Consider the following 17,979-nt stretch of genomic DNA (forward strand, 5'->3'; position numbering starts at 1 on the left):
TTCATTGCAGCAGCGGAACAAGACCGCAGCTTTTACGTTGCGGTTTTACGCGCCTCAACCGGCGAATTCCTCTTAAAATCCCAGACTCCCTTTAAACTGCCCGTCGGCTTTGATGCTGTAACCGCTCCCCCGACGGCATCAAGCCTTGACAAACCTTATGAGGCGTTCACTAATCCGACATTGCAATCTGCAAGTGTAAGCCGCTTCAGACGCATCATGCACCGCTAATTTTCAAGCAGCACTTTCAACTTCAAAATACAGGAAAATAAAATGGGGAACTTTATTTTCCACGATGCCAGAATTGTACCCAGTTCATTTTCGGCAAAACCATCGGGTGACGGCTGGATTTATCACCCCACAGGGAAAGCTTTCAGCAACACAAAAATCCTTTCCAAATCGCATGACGCAATCGTCATCACAGGAAATTACAAAAACCCTCAACGGCTCGATCCGGAAAAGGCATTTGTAATCACACTTGAGGGAAATTTTCTTTATTCTGGAGACTACGACAGCGGAGTAGTATCCACTTTCACCTTCTCCCTCGACGATAGTCTTGCGTTGACGGCGACAGATCTGAACCTTCCTTTCTCGTCCAGCGGCGACTACCTCCGCGACTTCACTGAGAGCCTTTTACTCACCGGTTTAAGTGGAAACGACTTCGTCAGAAACACCGGCGGCGAAGATGCGCATTGGCTGGCGGGTGCTGGCGATGACACTATTGATCCGGGGACAGGAGACCAGAATATTGAAGGCGGAGACGGGGTCGACACGCTGATCATCAATGCCGATTTTAATGAGGCCGGTATTTTCATTTTTTATGGCTCTGCGGCGCTGGAAACCAGCAGGCATGAAATCACTTTTCAAGAAATTGAATTCATCCAATTCCAAGACTGGACAATTCCCGTCACAAACGTGCAAAAATCTGACGGTGCTGTGTCTGGAGACTCCATGCCCGGAGAACTGCGCGATCTCATGCATGGCTCAACCTCGCATGATCAAATGGCGGGCCTCGATGGGGCGGATACAATTCTTGGCTTTCGCGGCCGCGATACCTTGGACGGCGGCGCCGGGGACGACATTCTGTTCGGCTCCAGAGGCAGCGACCAGTTGATTGGAAATACCGGCGACGACCGGCTTTTCGGCGGGCTGCGCGACGACACTCTGTCCGGCGGTGACGATGACGACCGGCTTCATGGCAATTGGGGCGAAGATGTTCTGTACGGGAACAAGGGTGATGACTGGCTGCGTGGCCACTCTGGCAACGACACTCTGGTTGGTGGAAATGGAAACGACACGCTCAAGGGCTCCTGGCAAGGGGATCTGCTGCGCGGCGGGGCTGGAAATGACAGCCTGAATGGCGGCTTGGACAACGACAGGCTGACAGGCGGTTCCGGAAAGGACATATTTCTTTTCCGCAAGACGTTCGGCAACGATACCATCACTGATTTCTCTGCTGGAACAGACCTGATCCGCATCCGCCGTGACCTGTCATCCATCGACCAGCTCAGCTTCGAACAGCTGGACAGTGATGTGCTTATCTCTTTTGAAGAGGCCAGCATTCTTGTTCAGAATATCAGTTTGCCGGACCTGCAGAACACGGACAACTTCCTGTTCTGAACCGGGTGCCTGCGGCCAGTTGCAAAGGCGCGCCGCGGGGCGCGCCTTTGTCATTGCAGCATCCACTGCCCCTTGGGCCAGAAGGCATGAAAGGCAAAGGCGAACATCACGTCATGCGGCACGTCCAGACCGTTGCTGTCGCGCACCCGCACCGACCCGATGTCGCGCCCGGCGGCCAGGCTGGCCGTATCCAGCGCCGAGGCCTGCCCTTCCCGCCAGCTCAGCACCAGCCCGGCCTCGCGGATTTCACCCGCTGCAGCCAGCCGCGCCAGCGGCCAGGCCCGGCTGCCGGCCCGCACCACCCGGTCCAGCGGCGCCAGCCCGTGCGGCGGCGGCGTGCCGTCATACAGAAACGGCCAGTCTGAGCTGTCGTAATTCACATAAGGGTTCTGCCCATAGCGGCGGTTGTACCCCGGCTGCGCCATCACCAGCCCGTCCGGGTTGCGCGCGGTGAACGCTTCCCAGCTTTCCACCCAGGATGGCAGGCTCGCCAGTTTCTGGCCGCTCATTTCACCGGCAATGCCGGTGCCCAGGGCCTGCTGCCACCAGCTTTGGGTCTCGCGGTCATACATCACCATGTCAGAGAACCGCAGCTTGCCGCTGACCCCGAAACTCAGCACCCCCGCCCGGGTGCGCCGGTCAAATGTCATCGCCGAATTGCAGAGCGGGCAATAGGTCACCGCAACCGGCACCCCCGCCACCACATCGTTCACGATCTCATGCCAGGTCAGATACCGCAGCGGATAGGCCCGCGGCCGGGCGCCCTCTAACTCCAGCGCGATCACCGGCTCGCGGGGCTTGATCCGGCGGTCCTTCGCCGCCTCCACGAACTGAGGCGCATCCAGCGCCGGAATACCGTCCTTGGGTACCCCGCCTGAGCGGATCTGCCCCCAGTCCGGAATGCTGGTCCGGCTAAAATCCGTCCTCGGCCATTCCCGCTGCCACTGTCCCGGTTCGGCCTGCGCCATCCAGGGCAGCAATACAGCGGCACTCATCAACACGCGTTTCAACATACCTGGTTCTCCGCTGACCCCAGGGTACGGAAGAGCACAGCCTGCTGAACAGCGGGAAACACGGGCTTGTGACGTCATGTCAGAGGATTGGCGCAAGCCGTGGCTGAAACGGCAAAGGCCCGCCACCGGAAACCGGGAGCGGGCCTCTGCGATCCGTCTGCCGGACCGTTTATTCTGTCACAGTCACCTTGGTCATGGTGTCGGGCTGGCCGACCACCGCGCCATTGGGGCCTGCGCCGCGCTTGATCGCATCAACCACATCCATGCCTTCGGTCACCTGACCGACAACCGTATACTGGCCGTCCAGGAACGGACCCGGCTCAAACATGATGAAGAACTGCGAGTTGGCGCTGTTCGGGTCCTGCGCCCGGGCCATGCCCACAACACCGCGGCCATAGGTGATGTCCGAGAACTCGGCAGGCAGATCGGGACGGTCAGAGCCGCCCTGCCCGGCCCGGCGCATGTCGCCGCCAGCCTTGCCGAACTGCACATCGCCGGTCTGCGCCATGAAGCCCTCGATCACCCGGTGGAACACCACCCCGTCATACTGTCCTTCGCCGGCCAGCGCGGTGATTTGTGCCACATGCGCCGGCGCCACGTCCTCGAACAGGTCGATCTTGATGGTGCCGTTTGCTTCTCCCGCAACCTGGATTTCCAGGCCGGAGGCGAAAGCAGGCCCTGCTGCCAGCAGGGCCACCAGGCTCAGCGCCTTACGCATCCGCAGCTACCTTGACAGAGATCATCCGGTCCGGGTTCGCAGGCGGCTCGCCGCGGGTGATCGCGTCCACATGCTCCATGCCTTCGATGACACGGCCATAAACGGTGTACTGGCCGTTCAGGAAGTGGTTGTCCTTGAAGTTGATAAAGAACTGCGAGTTGGCGCTGTCCGGGTTGGCGGAGCGCGCTGCACCCAGGGTGCCGCGGTCATGCGGCAGCTTGGAGAACTCGGCCGGCAGGTTCGGCAGGCTGGAGCCGCCGGTGCCCGCCATGCGGATGTTGAACCCGTCTTCCATGTCGCCGTTGGCCACGTCGCCGGTCTGCGCCATGAAGCCGTCGATCACCCGGTGGAAGCACACGTTGTCATACTCACCGGCACGGGCCAGTTCCTTCATCCGCTCGCTGTGCTTCGGCGCCACATCAGGCAGCAGCTCGATAACAACATTGCCGTCCTTCAGCTCGATGATGACGGTGTTTTCGGGATCTTTAATCTCGGCCATCTGGCCCTCCTGTCGTCGAAATTTGCAACGATAGTTAAGGGTAGCGCCACCAAATGCCAAGGGAGCATTGACTGATCCGCAAAAACCCCCGAAACAGCGCCCGGATTTGACTGCATTTTCACCATAAGGGGGCTCTCAAGATGGGCTGGAAAACACTCGACGACATGGATCTGAACGGCAAGCGCGTGCTGGTGCGCGTGGATATCAACGTGCCGATCGTCGACGGTGTGGTGACCGACTCCACCCGCATCCGCCGCATTGCCCCCACCGTGCGCGATATTCTGGCGGTCGGCGGCAAGCCGATCCTGCTCGCGCACTTCGGCCGCCCCGGCGGCGAGCGCCGCGAGAACCTGTCGCTGAACCAGCTGGTGCCGACGCTGGAGCGCGCCTTTGAAACCAAGGTCCTGTTTGCCGCCGATTGCGTCGGCGCCGGGGCTGAGGCCGCGGCAGACGCGCTGCAGCCGGGCGAAGTCCTGCTCTTGGAAAACACCCGCTTCCACGCCGCCGAGACCAAGAACGACCCGGATCTGGCTGCCGGCATGGCGCGCCTGGGCGAGGTCTACTGCAACGACGCCTTCTCTGCCGCCCACCGCGCGCACAGCTCGACTGAGGCCATTGCCCGCCTGCTGCCCGCCTGCGCCGGCCGCCTGATGCAGGCCGAGCTGGAAGCGCTGGAAAGCGCCCTGGGCCAGCCGCAGCGCCCGGTGACCGCCGTGGTCGGCGGCGCCAAGGTCTCCACCAAGCTGGAACTGCTGGGCAACCTGATCGAGAAGGTCGACCACCTGGTGATCGGCGGCGGCATGGCCAACACCTTCCTGGTCGCCAAGGGCCTGCCGGTCGGCATTTCGCTCGCCGAACGCATCATGAAGGACACCGCAGCCGAGATCCTCGCCAAAGCTGAGGCGGCCGGTTGCGAGATCATCCTGCCCTCCGACATCGTGGTCGCCAAGAAATTCGAAGCCCACGCCGATCATGAAATCCTGCCCGCCGATCAGTGCCCCGAGGACGGTATGATCCTGGACGCAGGCCCCGACAGCCTGGCCCGCATCAACGAAGTGTTCGAGAACAGCAAGACGCTGATCTGGAACGGCCCCCTGGGCGCCTTTGAGCTGGAGCCCTTCGACACCGCCACCAACGCCGCCGCGCTCAAGGCCGCCGCCCTGACCCGCTCAGGCCAGCTGATTTCGGTCGCAGGCGGCGGTGACACCGTGGCCGCGCTGAACGCTTCAGGTGCTGCGGGCGATTTCAGCTATATCTCCACCGCCGGCGGCGCCTTCCTGGAATGGATGGAAGGCAAAGAGCTCCCTGGCGTTGCGGCGCTGGAACAGTAAGTCTAACCCGCACTCGGCATGACCGCGCCCCGGCCTTCCCGCCGGGGCGTTTTCTTTGTCACGGGACAATAAAGCCTTTGCCGCGAGTCACTGCCTGCCCCTAGCGTCTTCCGCAGATATCCGGAACAAGGAGGCACAGGGATGTTTCAGGAGCGCATGACCCGCCTGCGGCAGAAGATGGCAGAGGCCGAAATCGGCGTGGCCCTGATCACCGACGACGACAATGTCTATTACCTGACCGGCTACTACGACTACCTGCATATGGAGTTTGGCCGCCCCACCATCCTGGTGGTTCCCTGCGACGGCCCTTCCCTGCTGATCACCCCGGTGATCGACGTGGTGATGGCCGAGGAGGCCGCCCAAGTGGACCGCATCGCTGCCTGGAACGACGGCGACGGCGCCGAGTGGCGCGCCGAACTGCCAGACGCCTTGGCAGGTGCTAGCCGCATCGCCATCGAGCCGGACCACATGCCGCCAATGGTGCGCGCTTGTGTCGATGAACTCGCGGGCAGCACTGAAATCGCCAGCATCACCCCGGCGCTCTCCGACCTCAGGATGATCAAATCGGCGGAGGAGCTGCAACTGGCCCGGCACGCTGGCCAGGTGGCCGGCGCCATGATGTCCGCAGGCCGCGGCGCCATTGCCGCCGGTGTGCCGGAATACGAGGTCGCCATCGCCACCTCCCAGGCCGGCACCCGCACCGCGGCGGAACTGCTCAGCACCCATTACAGCGATGCCAACATGTCGCCCAGCACCCATTTCCTGCAGATCATGGCCTCAGGCCGGGACATCACCAAAACCCACCACCGCGCCTCCACCCGCATCATGCAGCACGGTGAGCCGGTGTTCCTGTGCTTCTGCGGCATGACCAATTTCCACCGCTTCAAGCTGGGCTTCGACCGCACCTTCTGGATTGGTGAGGCGGACCCGGAACAGGCCCGCATCTATGAGGTGGCCGTGGCCAGCCAGCAGGCGGCGCTGGAGGTGCTTGGCCCCGGTATTGAAGCGCAGGAGGTTCACCGCGCCTATGCCGAGGTGATCCAGGACGCAGGCTTCAGCTATCCGTTCCGCTGCGGCCGCGCCACCGGCTTCAGCTTCCTCGAAAGCCCGCAGCTGGTCACCGGCGACGAAACCGTGCTGAAGCCCGGCATGGTCTTTGCTGTCGACGGCTCGGTCTCCACCGATACATTCCGCGCCCAGGTCGGCGACAGTTTCATCATCACCGAAGACGGCTATGAACAGATCACGTCCCACCCCAAGGCACTTCAAGAGGTGATCCTGTGACCGGAAAAAGTCCGCAACTAGTCCGGCGCCGCAAAAAATGCACCCTGTGGACAGTTTTGGGATTCACAAGCCGATTCGGTTGTGGCATAGTCACTTTAGACGCCGGGAAACGGCGCAAAATCAAAAACTTGAGCAGTATCATACAGGCACTCCAAACGTGACCCGAAGCAACCGGCCCTCCCTCGGCGCCATCGCCTTCTTTGCTATCGCCTTCGCGCTCAGCGCGTATTTCACCTTTGCGGCGGTGCAGGGCGACTTCGGTCTGTTCCGGAGGGTCGAGATCCAGGCCGAAGCGGAAGAACTGCGGCTGGATCTCGGCCGTCTCCAATCTCAAATCGGCGAGATGGAGAACCTGACACAGCGCCTGTCCGACGACTACCTCGACCTCGACCTCCTTGACGAGCAGGCGCGCTCGGTTCTCGGTCTCGTCCGCGCGGACGAGATCGTGATCCGCTGATCTTTCCCTGACCCGCCCCAGCGAAACCGTTCTCCTGCAAGGAAAACGGTTAGGAATATTTGCAATTTTCCTGGCCGGAATTTTTCAACTTCCTGAACGCCACCGCCCGTGCCGCAGCCCCCAAGCGTGGCATTTTTGCGCTGCCTGAGCGGAATTTTACGCGGCGGAAACCCCGCGGCAGAATAACACTATCCAGCCGGGTCAAAACCGGTTATGAATTTGTTTAACACTAAACTATCTAGCCTTCAGGGGGAGCTGACCACCATGGCCGCTAGAAAAAGCGCAAAGAAACCAAACGTTTCTGCCGAAGAACTGACCAAACACTACCGCGAGATGCTGCTGATCCGCCGATTCGAGGAGAAGTCGGGCCAGCTTTACGGCATGGGCCTGATTGGAGGCTTCTGCCACCTCTATATCGGTCAGGAAGCGGTTGTTGTGGGCCTGGAGGCCGCCGCCGAGGAAGGCGACAAGCGGATCACCTCCTACCGCGACCACGGCCATATGCTGGCCTGCGGGATGGACCCGGACGGCGTTATGGCCGAACTGACCGGGCGCGAGGGCGGTTACTCCAAGGGCAAGGGCGGCTCCATGCATATGTTTTCCAAGGAGAAGCATTTCTACGGCGGCCACGGCATCGTCGGCGCCCAGGTGCCGCTGGGTGCGGGCCTCGCCTTTGCCGACAAATACAAGGGCAACGGCCGCGTCACCTTTACCTATTTCGGCGATGGCGCCGCCAACCAGGGCCAGGTCTACGAGACCTTCAACATGGCCGCCCTGTGGAAACTGCCGGTGATTTTCGTCATTGAGAACAACCAGTACGCCATGGGCACCGCCCAGCAGCGCTCCACCTCCAGCGCCGAGATCTGGGAACGCGGCAAGGCCTTCGGCATCCCGGGCGAGGCGGTGGACGGCATGAACGTGCTGTCGGTGAAGGAAGCAGGCGAGCGCGCCGTGGCCCACTGCCGCAGCGGCGACGGCCCCTACATCCTGGAGGTGAAGACCTACCGCTACCGCGGCCACTCGATGTCGGACCCGGCCAAGTACCGCACCCGCGAAGAGGTCCAGAAAATGCGCGAGGAGCGCGACCCGATCGAGCAGGTCCGCGAAATGCTGCTGACCGGCAAGCACGCCACCGAAGAGGATCTCAAGGCGATCGACAAGGAGATCAAGGAGATCGTCAACAAATCCGCAGACTTCGCCAAGGAGAGCCCCGAGCCCGCCCTGGACGAACTCTGGACCGACATCTACGCCTGAGAGGGAAGAACAAGACATGGCAACTGAAATTCTGATGCCCGCCCTGTCGCCGACCATGGAGGAAGGCACCCTGGCCAAATGGCTGGTCAAGGAAGGCGATACCGTAAACTCCGGCGATATCCTCGCTGAGATCGAAACCGACAAGGCGACGATGGAGTTCGAAGCCGTCGACGAAGGCACCGTCGGCAAGATCCTGATCGGTGAAGGCACCGAAGGCGTCAAGGTGAACACCCCCATCGCGGTGCTGGTCGAAGACGGCGAAACCTACGACGCCTCCGCCGCCCCTGCCCCCGCGGCAGAAGCCCCGGCACCCGCAGCTGAGGCGCGCGCAGCCCCCGCTGCTGCTGCTTCCGCGCCAGCCCCGGTCGAAAGCCGCGTGCTGGAGCCGGATTACCCGGAAGGCACCGAAATGGTGCAGACCACCGTGCGCGAAGCCCTGCGCGACGCCATGGCCGAGGAAATGCGCCGCGACGAGGACGTGTTCCTGATGGGCGAGGAAGTCGCCGAGTACCAGGGCGCCTACAAGGTCTCCCAGGGCCTGCTGGATGAATTCGGCTCCAAGCGCGTGATCGACACTCCGATCACCGAGCACGGCTTTGCCGGCATCGCCACCGGCGCGGCCTTCGGCGGCCTGCGCCCGATTGTTGAGTTCATGACCTTCAACTTCGCCATGCAGGCGATTGACCACATCATCAACTCGGCGGCCAAGACGCTCTATATGTCCGGCGGCCAGATGGGCGCCCCGATGGTGTTCCGCGGCCCCAACGGCGCCGCCGCCCGTGTCGGCGCCCAGCACTCCCAGGACTACGCCGCCTGGTACATGCAGATCCCGGGCCTCAAGGTGGCGATGCCCTACTCCGCCGCCGACGCCAAGGGCCTGATGAAGACCGCGATCCGCGACAACAACCCGGTGATCTTCCTGGAGAATGAAATCCTCTACGGCCAAAGCTTCGACGTGCCCAAGATGGACGATTTCACCGTGCCCTTCGGCAAGGCCCGGATCTGGCGCGAAGGCTCGGACGCCACCATCGTCTCCTTCGGCATCGGCATGAAATACGCGCTTGAAGCGGCTGACAAGCTGGCTGAGGACGGCATCTCAGCCGAGGTCATCGACCTGCGGACGCTCAGGCCCATGGACCTGCCCACGGTGATCGCTTCGGTGCAGAAAACCAACCGCCTGGTGACGGTCGAGGAAGGCTGGCCGCAGGGCTCCGTCGGCAGCTACATTGCCTCCGAGGTGATGCAGCAGGCGTTCGATTATCTCGACGCCCCGGTTGTGACCTGCACCGGCAAGGACGTGCCGATGCCCTATGCCGCCAACCTGGAACGCCACGCGCTGATCACTACGGATGAGGTGGTCGCCGCTGTGAAGCAAGTCACCTACCGGTAAGGAGCCTCAAGATGCCCACTGAAATCCTGATGCCCGCGCTTTCTCCCACCATGGAGGAAGGCACCCTTGCCAAATGGCTGGTCAAGGAGGGCGACACCGTCTCCTCCGGTGACCTGCTGGCCGAGATCGAAACCGACAAGGCCACCATGGAATTCGAAGCCGTGGACGAAGGCGTGGTCGGCAAGATCCTGATCGCCGAAGGCTCCGAGGGCGTGAAGGTCAACACCCCCATCGCGGTGCTGCTGGAAGACGGCGAAAGCGCCGACGACATCCAGTCCTCCGGCGGCGTTGACGGCGGCGGCGCCCCGGCCAAGGAAGAGGCCCCCGCGGCCAAAGCCGAAGCCCCCGCAGCCGCGCCCAAGGAAGAGGCCAAAGCCGCCCCTGCCGCGCCGCAAGGCGCTGACGGCAACCGCATCTTCGCCTCGCCGCTGGCCCGCCGCATCGCCGCCGACAAGGGCCTGGACCTGAGCGCCATTAAGGGCTCCGGCCCCAAGGGCCGCATCGTCAAGGCCGACGTGATCGACGCCAAGCCGCAGGCAGCAGCCACCGCTGCCCCGGCAGCTTCCGCCCCGGCCGCCGCGCCTGCCGCTTCCGCAGCCCCGGCCGGCCCCTCCGCCGACATGGTTGCCCGAATGTACGAGGGCCGCGCGTTCGAGGAGGTCAAGCTGGACGGCATGCGCAAGACCATCGCCGCGCGTCTGACCGAGGCCAAGCAGACCATCCCGCATTTCTACCTGCGCCGCGACATCCAGCTGGATGCGCTGCTGAAATTCCGTGGTGAGCTGAACAAGCAGTTGGAACCCCGCGGTGTGAAGCTCTCGGTCAACGACTTCATCATCAAGGCTGTGGCGCTGGCACTTCAAGCGGTGCCGGACGCCAACGCGGTCTGGGCCGGCGACCGGGTCTTGAAGATGAAAGCCTCCGACGTGGCGGTTGCCGTCGCCATCGAGGGCGGTCTGTTCACCCCTGTGCTGCAGGACAGCGACACCAAATCGCTCTCCGCGCTGTCGGCAGAGATGAAGGACCTCGCCGCCCGCGCCCGCGAGCGCAAGCTGGCGCCGCATGAATACCAGGGCGGCAGCTTTGCCATCTCCAACCTCGGCATGTTCGGCATCGACAATTTCGACGCCATCGTGAACCCGCCGCATGCGGGCATCCTGGCGGTCGGATCCGGCGTCAAGAAGCCGGTCGTGGGTTCGGACGGCGAATTGAAGGTCGCCACGGTGATGAGCGTCACCATGTCGGTCGACCACCGCGTCATCGACGGCGCCCTCGGCGCGGACCTCTTGAAGGCGATCGTCGACAACCTGGAAAACCCGATGGTGATGCTGGCCTAAGAGGCTAAAGCATTGGAGAAATGAAAAAAGCCCCGGCGACACCCGGGGCTTTTCCTTTACGTTCCGCACCCGGCGCGGGATCAGGCCAAAGGCCGCCGCGACCCAGGCAGCGGCGATATCCGGCGCCGTTCAATAAGGCAGCGCCACCGTTTCCTTCATCTTTCCCAAAATACTCATCTGCGCCACAGACGCCGCCAGCACCCGGCCAGCGGCGGTCCGCCGCTCAGTACTGATACCCGGGCGTCGAGGCCGACAGCGCCTGCTCCGCCGCATCCATCTCCGCCGGAATATCCTCGAACAGCGGCGTCGACAGATAGCGCTCGCCGGTATCCGGCAGCACCGCCAGCAGCACAGAACCTTCCGGTGCGCTCTCAGCCACCTTCATTGCCGCAGCCAGGCTGCCGCCGCTGGAAATTCCGGCAAGGATGCCTTCCTCCGCCGCCAGCCGCCGGGACCACTTGATGCTGTCCTCGCCGCTCACCGGTTCCAGCGCATCGAAATGCCCCTCGTCCAGCGCCTCCTGCAGTACCAGCGGGATGAAATCCGGGGTCCATCCCTGGATCGGGTGCGGATTGAAGGCCGGATGGGTCGCCGCAGGCTCACCCTCACCGTTGCGCGCCTGCGCCTCGCCGGACTGAACCAGCGCCGCATTCGACGGCTCGCTGAGAGTAATCTTCAGATCCGGCCGCGCGCCCTTCAGCACCCGGCCCAGGCCTGACACCGTGCCGCCGGTGCCATAGCCCAGCACCACGTGATCCAGCCGTTCACCCTCGAAATCTCCCAGGATCTCCCGCGCGGTGGTGGCCTCATGAATATCGGCGTTGTCCTTGGTCTCGAACTGATGCGCCAGGAACCAGCCGTTGGCCTCCGCCAGCTCCTTGGCCTTCACCACCATGCCAACCGCCTTGTCCTCCTTGCGGGTCAGCACCACCTTGGCGCCCAGCATCCGCATCAGCCGCCGCCGCTCGACCGAGAACCCGTCATGCATGGTAATGACCAGCGGATAGCCCTTGGCGGCGCAGACCATGGCAAGCCCGATTCCGGTGTTGCCGCTGGTGGCCTCCACCACGGTCTGGCCCGGGCTCAAGCGCCCCTCGCGCTCCGCCGCTTCGATGATGTTCAGCGCCAGCCGGTCCTTCACCGATCCCGCTGGGTTGAACGCCTCAAACTTCACATACATCGTGACATGGCTTGGCGCGATGGTGTTCAGCCGGATCGCAGGCGTATTGCCCACCGTTTCCAGGATCGAGCCAAACAGCCGTCCGCGGCCTTCGGTTGTGTAAATCATGATCTGTCCCCCAAAATCGAAACTGCAGAAATAGAAGCTGTTGGTCAGGAATATGCGCCCCAGCCCAGCCGGGTTCAAGCCAGCCAGCGCCCGCCAGCGGCGATTAAGACCAGTCTCCGCCGGAACTGGCGATCTGCGGAACCGCAGGCCGCGCCACCGGCGCGCACAAGATCAACAGGCGCCCGCAACCGCCTATTTCAAAACACTATTCACTCTAGGGTCCAACAAAAAAGGGGCGCCACCCGCCCCTCTTTCTTTGCATTAATACTCGGTATCCCAGGCCGGCAGCCCGCTGCCTCACTCCGCTGAGGGAGATCCGGCCGGCACCACTTGGTCCATGTTGATCGAAGGCTGATCACAGCCCGCTTCGCCAACGATCCTCGCAGGCACGCCCGCGACTGTGGTGCAGGGCGGAACCTCTGACAGCACCACGGACCCGGCCGCAATGCGGCTGCAATGGCCGACCTTGATGTTGCCCAGAACCTTGGCGCCCGCGCCGATCAGCACCCCGTCGCCGATCTTCGGATGGCGGTCCTGCTCTTCCTTGCCGGTACCGCCCAGCGTCACCGAATGCAGCATCGACACATTGTCGCCGACCACCGCGGTTTCACCGATCACGATGGAATGGGCATGGTCGATCATGATCCCTTTGCCCAGGCAGGCGCCCGGGTGGATGTCGATCCCGAAAATCTCCGAGGTGCGCATCTGGAAGAAATAGGCCAGATCCTTCTGCCCCAGGTCCCACAGGTAGTGGCTGACCCGGTAGGCCTGCACCGCCTGAAACCCCTTGAAGTACAGGATCGGCTGCAGCAGCCGGTGGCTGGCCGGGTCGCGCTCGTTTATCGCCATCAGGTCGGCACGCGCGGCTTCCACCAGTTCCGGGCAGCCGGCATAGGCGTCGTCAACAATCTCGCGCAGGATCACCATCGACATTTCGTTGGACGAAAGCTTCGCGGAAATCCGGTAGGACAGCGCCTTCTGCAGCGACTTGTGGTGCAGGATACAGGCGTGAATCAGCCCGCCCATCAGCGGCTGGGTGGCAACGGCCTCCTCAGCTTCGCGGGTGATGCGGTCCCATACGGGATCCACTGGCGTAACGGCTTGCTGTGTTTTTGCCATGGGTCAACGTCCTTTCTCCGCTCAGACTACCCATCTAAGGTGGTTTGCAGCAAACGCAAACCCGTGATGAGGCATATTTTTGAATTGAATGAGTCCGGTCAGGCGCGGCTCAAGCAACAGCTGGCCTGGGGGCGCTCAACTGCATTTCCGGCGTCTTGGTCCGGCCGGAGGTGAGGTTTTTCGCTTCGGGCTGTGCCCGAAACGACCCGCGCCGCGCGCCGTCGGCGCGCGGCGCTGCCGCTTGGCAGCCACTGGAACGTGCAAGCAGCCGGCCGGGAAATGCGCAGCATATGGTGGAAAGGGTGTTTTGCTGAGAAGCGCTTGAGGGCGCATCCTGCTTCCTCAAGACGCCTTCCCAAGTGTAAGGCCAGCCTGACAGCCTCAAGGACAAGCCGCGCCCAGGCGCGGGGGCCTGCGGCCCTCCTTGACCCCGCCAGACTGGCGGGCGGACGCCGCCCCGTCTGTTTCCAGAACGAACGCCAGTTCCCGCAGCACCAGCCGGGTGCACTGCAGATATTCCGGATCATCCAGAAACGGTTCCTCCGCCAGCGCATACCGCCGGGCAGCGGCGCTCAAACTCCCGTCGCCCCAGCGCGGATGCAAACGGCCAAAGAGACGGCCATGCGCCGCCGCCTCCGCGGCGGCACCGAAAATGCGGCGGCACAAGGCAAGGCGCGCGCCCTCCGGCACCATCAGCAAGGCCCGCGACGCTGCGGAAACATCGCCGGGCAGCACCGGGCGGATCATCCCAGCACAGCCTTCGCCGCAGGCCCGGCGCCAAACCGGGCCGAGCGTTGCGCCACTTCCAGCACGTCGCCTGCCTGCACCCCATCGCCGACCTGCGCCGCTGCCGGATAGGCCCAGGATGGCGTGGCAGAGGTTTCCTCCCGCAGCACCGTTGCGCCGCGCATCACCCGGATGCGGTAGCTCTCGATCTCCTCGCCCAGCGGCACCTCGTCCAGCTCCCAGCTGTCGCCTTCGATCCTGGTCCGGCGTATCCATGTGGTGCTGATATCCTGTCCCAGCGCACCATTCAGCCGCAGGTGCACCGGCGCATAAGGCCTCAGGCCATTGCCCTCAAAAGCTTCCTGCAGGTGCACATAGGACGGATCCTCCAGCGCGCGGCGCGCCGGGCCGATCCGGTAATGCCGCACCCTGCGGCGCTGCTCCGGCGCCAGTTCCATCTGCACCGGCGTGCCATCCAGCAGCACCACATAGGCCCCTGCAGGCCAGACATCCGGCATCACCGCATCCGTGCCTTGCTGCCCCCGCAAACGCCCGCGCAGAAGGTAGGTCTGCGGCGCAATCAGCTCCGCCTCGCGGAACTGGAACAGCTCCCAGTTGCCCGCCGAGCCATCTCCGATGGCGGCGGCATTGGCACCGTTCAGAACCGCCTCCGCCGTGCGGCTTTCCAAGCTGCCGGTGATCAGCCTGACCTGCAAATCCGCACTCAGATCCCAGCGTCCCGCGCCTGCGGCCAGCAGCGGCGTTTCCGTGACGCCCACCACCTGCCGCGCTGCAATCACCTGTTCCAGCGCGTAATTTTCATCCGCTTCTGATCCGTAAACTGCCACGCTGCCGGGCCAGGCGGCGGCGGTCAGCGCCAGATGCGGCGCGTGCGGCACCTCATCGCCGCGCATCAGGGGCAGATCCATGAACAAGGGCAGCACCGGCCCGGGTGCGGCAAAGGCGTTGACCCCCGGCAGTTCCTCTGCCACCGCGGCCAGATCATAGGTGCCCGGCTCGATCCTGACCGCCTCCACCATCTGCGCCTCCGCCTGCTCCACCCGGTCGATGCGGTAGAGCTGATCCTTGCCCTCCACCGGGACTGAGACCACGTCGCCTGCCCCCAGATGCAGCAGTGAGGGTGGAAGCGCGAACCGCGCGGTGTCGCGCGAAACCCGCGCTTCCGCCAGCCAGCGGGCGACGGTCTGGCGCGCCTCCGCCCGGGTCATGGCCAGCGGCAGCTCGTTCTGGCTGACACTATGCGTTGCTTCATTGGGCAGCACCGCCTCGACCGAGCCCGCAGCATGGTCGCCGCTCCATTCGGTGAACCGCAGCCGCACCCGGCCCGCCAGTTCCGCCTCGCTGGCGCGGGCCAGCTCCAGGCTGCCGTCCATCTCGTCATTGTGGGCCAGATGCTCGAGGCTCAGCATCTCCGCGCCGGTGCCCTTGCGCATCCGGAACCGCAGCACCCCGTCGCGCTCCACCGCGTCAAACCCGTGCCGCAGCATCAGCGGCTGCAGCACCGCGCGGGCGTCCGCCACATCCGGGTTCACAAACCCATGCACCACGCCATAAAGACCCGTGGCATCAATGTCATACAGCCCCGCACGGTGGCAGACTTCCTCCACCACAGAGGCCAGCGTGCGCTGCCCGGCACGCCCGTTCAGCCAGTGCCCGCGCAGGTAGTTCTCGCCGTCGTTCCAGATCTCCACCCGCGCCGGAAAGGCCGGAAACGGCCGCGCGTCCCAGGCCCAGACATAGGCGTTGGACATATCCAGCATTGGCCCGCCGTATTCCTCTGACACGGGATTATTGGCCGCCTCACCCCAATAGCCCAGAAAGGCGCGCAGGTACTGGATCTGCATCAGATCGTCTCGCAAACCGTTGGAATAACGCGGCAGTTTTGACTCCGAGCTTTTCGGGTCCAGGAACTTGTTGGGCTGGTTGGTGCCCTTGTCGATGGCGGCGCAGCCCAGTTCGGTGAACCACACGGGCTTTGATTGCGGCACCCAGTCGGTCGGCGCAGCCTGCCGCACCCCACCGATGCGCTCGTGATGCTCCTGCATCCACCAGCTGCGGATATCCTTGTAGCGCCAGATCCAGGGCTCATCATGCGCGCCATCGGTGATCGGGGTGCGGATCTGCGCCTCGCGCGCCTCGGGGGAATGGTAATACCAATCAAACCCCTCGCCGCCCTCCATATTGCCGCTAAGGTATTCGAGGTCATAGATCGACGGCACGCCCGCCTGCGCGTCCAGATGATCATCACCCTCGCGCCAATCGGACAAAGGCATGTAATTGTCGATGCCGACAAAGTCGATGTTTTCATCCGCCCACAGCGGGTCCAGATGGAAATACCGGTCGCCCTCCGGCGATTGATAGCCCCAGTATTCCGACCAGTCGGCGGCATAGCCGATTTTGGTCTCCGGCCCCAGCAGGCTGCGCACTTCCGCCGCCAGCCCTTTCAATGCCTGCACAGCCGGGAAGCCACCGGCCCCGCGGATCTGCGTCAGCGCCCGCATCTCGGAGCTGATGCAAAAGGCCTCCACCCCGCCCGCCGCCGCGCAAAGCGCCGCATTATGCAGGATGAACCGGCTGAGGCTCCATTCCTCCGGCCCGCTGTAAGCGACGGTGCCGTCGCCCACCGTGAAATCCGCCGCGGTGACCGTGCCGAAGAACGCTGCCACCTCCGCATCCGCCGCCGCGGTGCCATCCGGCGATCCAGGCCGGCCCGGCGCCGCCGACAGGGTAATCCGCCCGCGCCAGGGCAGATGCGGCTGGCTGGCGCCGCCGGTCCAGGGATCGGCCAGCGCGTTGCCCTCTGCCTGATCCATCAGGATGAAGGGGTAGAACATCACCCGAAGGCCGCGCTCCTGCATTTCCCGGATCGACTGCACCACCGACGCATCCGCAGGCGTGCCGCCGTAAAGCGGCACGCCATCTTGCATCAGCACCTCTTCGGCTGCATCGCGGGTCACGCCGCTGACGGACCAGACCATGTTCCCCTCAGCGTCCTTATGCTCCACCTTGGGCTTCAGCGTGCAACTGCCGCAGCGCAGGTCATCCCCGAACCACGACACAATCAGCGAGGCCGCGCTGCAGGACGGCAGCTCCTCCTGCAGGGCATTCAGCGAGGTCTCGAGATCGGAAAGTCCCGAAGGCGTATGCTCATTCGCCGGTTTCGCATCTCCTGGCCCGCCGGAATACTGCACCACATCCGCGGCCAGCGTATATTCCCCGGTGCCGGGCATCAGCGCCACCCCCTGCACGATTTGCCCCAGGTCCTGCGCATAGGTGCTGCTGGCAGGCTGTTCCGGCCGCAAGACATCGAATGAAAACTGCGGCACCCGGTTGCCAAAGCGCCCTAGCTCCAGGTTCTCCATCACTACATAGGCGGTGCCGCGGTAGGCCGGCACCTGCCCCGGGCCCTCGATCGCCTCCATCACCGGGTCCGGCAGCTGATCCGCCGTGCCGCGGTAAACGGTCATGTTCAGATCCTTCGGCGCCACTTCCTCGCCATCGGCCCAGACCCGCGAGACGCTGGCGATCTCACCTTCGCACAGCGCAATGGCCAGCGACACCGAATAGCTGTAGCTGGTGACCTGCGGCTGGCTGGGACGGCCCTTGCCGCCGCCGCCGCTGGTCTGCGAGGTCTCCAGAAAGCGCGAGGACCAGATCACCTGCCCGCCCAGCCGCATCCGGCCATAGACCTGCGCCACCGGCGCGCCCTCACTGGCCTGGGTCAGCCGGAAGCGGTCGACCTTGCCGGTCTCCACCGGATCAGCGCCAGAGCCCAGCAGGCGCTCGTCTATCATGCGGCCCAGGGTGGCGCCCACCGCGCGGCCGATCACCGCCGAGGACAGCCCCGCCACGGTGCCGCCAATTGCGCCGCCGACCGCCGCACCGGCGGCAGAAAGAAGAATGGTTGCCATCAGATCAGCTCCTT

At 63.8% G+C, this 17,979-nt stretch carries 14 protein-coding genes; 7 read left to right on the forward strand and 7 right to left on the reverse strand.

The features are described 5' to 3' along the window. The first annotated feature begins 270 nt into the window (after positions 1 to 270). Entirely contained in the window at positions 271 to 1,617 is a 1,347-nt protein-coding gene (locus ACXAHG_RS01575) for a calcium-binding protein (RefSeq protein WP_475055554.1), read from the forward strand. Positions 1,618 to 1,667: 50 nt separating this feature from the next. On the opposite strand, the gene ACXAHG_RS01580 is transcribed toward ACXAHG_RS01575, so the two are convergent. The 3 genes from ACXAHG_RS01580 to ACXAHG_RS01590 all read right to left on the reverse strand — a co-directional run bounded on the left by ACXAHG_RS01580 (position 1,668) and on the right by ACXAHG_RS01590 (position 3,847). Then, the gene (locus tag ACXAHG_RS01580; protein ID WP_475055555.1) at positions 1,668 to 2,612 is read right to left on the reverse strand and encodes a DUF3179 domain-containing protein; all 945 of its coding nucleotides are present in this window, start codon (positions 2,610 to 2,612) and stop codon (positions 1,668 to 1,670) included. Positions 2,613 to 2,799: 187 nt separating this feature from the next. After that, the gene (locus ACXAHG_RS01585; RefSeq protein ID WP_475055556.1) at positions 2,800 to 3,348 is read right to left on the reverse strand and encodes a peptidylprolyl isomerase; all 549 of its coding nucleotides are present in this window, start codon (positions 3,346 to 3,348) and stop codon (positions 2,800 to 2,802) included. After that, complete coding sequence (locus tag ACXAHG_RS01590; RefSeq protein WP_475043031.1) at positions 3,341 to 3,847, reverse strand: peptidylprolyl isomerase; 507 nt, start codon at positions 3,845 to 3,847, stop codon at positions 3,341 to 3,343. Before ACXAHG_RS01590 ends, ACXAHG_RS01585 begins: the two co-directional genes overlap by 8 nt. A 140-nt stretch (positions 3,848 to 3,987) precedes the next feature. Between ACXAHG_RS01590 and ACXAHG_RS01595 the strand changes: the two genes are divergently transcribed. The 6 genes from ACXAHG_RS01595 to ACXAHG_RS01620 all read left to right on the forward strand — a co-directional run bounded on the left by ACXAHG_RS01595 (position 3,988) and on the right by ACXAHG_RS01620 (position 10,900). Beyond that, complete coding sequence (locus tag ACXAHG_RS01595; protein ID WP_475055558.1) at positions 3,988 to 5,178, forward strand: phosphoglycerate kinase; 1,191 nt, start codon at positions 3,988 to 3,990, stop codon at positions 5,176 to 5,178. A 141-nt stretch (positions 5,179 to 5,319) separates the two neighbouring features. Then, positions 5,320 to 6,462, forward strand: a complete 1,143-nt coding sequence (locus tag ACXAHG_RS01600) for a M24 family metallopeptidase (RefSeq protein WP_475043028.1) — start codon at positions 5,320 to 5,322, stop codon at positions 6,460 to 6,462. 157 nt (positions 6,463 to 6,619) lie between these two features. Continuing rightward, entirely contained in the window at positions 6,620 to 6,919 is a 300-nt protein-coding gene (locus tag ACXAHG_RS01605) for an FtsB family cell division protein (RefSeq protein WP_475043026.1), read from the forward strand. A gap of 264 nt (positions 6,920 to 7,183) precedes the next feature. Further along, positions 7,184 to 8,173 (forward strand): pyruvate dehydrogenase (acetyl-transferring) E1 component subunit alpha, encoded by a 990-nt coding sequence (gene pdhA, locus ACXAHG_RS01610; protein ID WP_475043024.1) that lies wholly within the window; start codon positions 7,184 to 7,186, stop codon positions 8,171 to 8,173. 16 nt (positions 8,174 to 8,189) lie between these two features. Then, positions 8,190 to 9,563 (forward strand): pyruvate dehydrogenase complex E1 component subunit beta, encoded by a 1,374-nt coding sequence (locus ACXAHG_RS01615; protein ID WP_475055560.1) that lies wholly within the window; start codon positions 8,190 to 8,192, stop codon positions 9,561 to 9,563. An 11-nt stretch (positions 9,564 to 9,574) separates the two neighbouring features. Beyond that, positions 9,575 to 10,900 carry a pyruvate dehydrogenase complex dihydrolipoamide acetyltransferase gene (locus ACXAHG_RS01620; RefSeq protein ID WP_475055561.1) on the forward strand — a complete coding sequence of 442 codons (1,326 nt, stop codon included), beginning with the start codon at positions 9,575 to 9,577 and terminating at the stop codon, positions 10,898 to 10,900. A gap of 223 nt (positions 10,901 to 11,123) precedes the next feature. Here ACXAHG_RS01620 and ACXAHG_RS01625 read toward each other — a convergent pair whose 3' ends face one another. From ACXAHG_RS01625 to ACXAHG_RS01640, 4 genes are all read right to left on the reverse strand, one after another. After that, on the reverse strand, positions 11,124 to 12,188 hold the full coding sequence (locus tag ACXAHG_RS01625; protein WP_475055563.1) for a PLP-dependent cysteine synthase family protein: 1,065 nt from the start codon (positions 12,186 to 12,188) through the stop codon (positions 11,124 to 11,126). 297 nt (positions 12,189 to 12,485) lie between these two features. Next, complete coding sequence (cysE, locus tag ACXAHG_RS01630) at positions 12,486 to 13,307, reverse strand: serine O-acetyltransferase (protein ID WP_475055564.1); 822 nt, start codon at positions 13,305 to 13,307, stop codon at positions 12,486 to 12,488. Positions 13,308 to 13,688: 381 nt separating this feature from the next. Then, the gene (locus tag ACXAHG_RS01635; RefSeq protein WP_475055565.1) at positions 13,689 to 14,054 is read right to left on the reverse strand and encodes a DUF7742 family protein; all 366 of its coding nucleotides are present in this window, start codon (positions 14,052 to 14,054) and stop codon (positions 13,689 to 13,691) included. Continuing rightward, entirely contained in the window at positions 14,051 to 17,965 is a 3,915-nt protein-coding gene (locus ACXAHG_RS01640) for a baseplate multidomain protein megatron (protein ID WP_475055566.1), read from the reverse strand. Before ACXAHG_RS01640 ends, ACXAHG_RS01635 begins: the two co-directional genes overlap by 4 nt. Positions 17,966 to 17,979: the final 14 nt, after the last annotated feature.

This window comes from Leisingera sp. ABD4_442 (assembly GCF_056160905.1).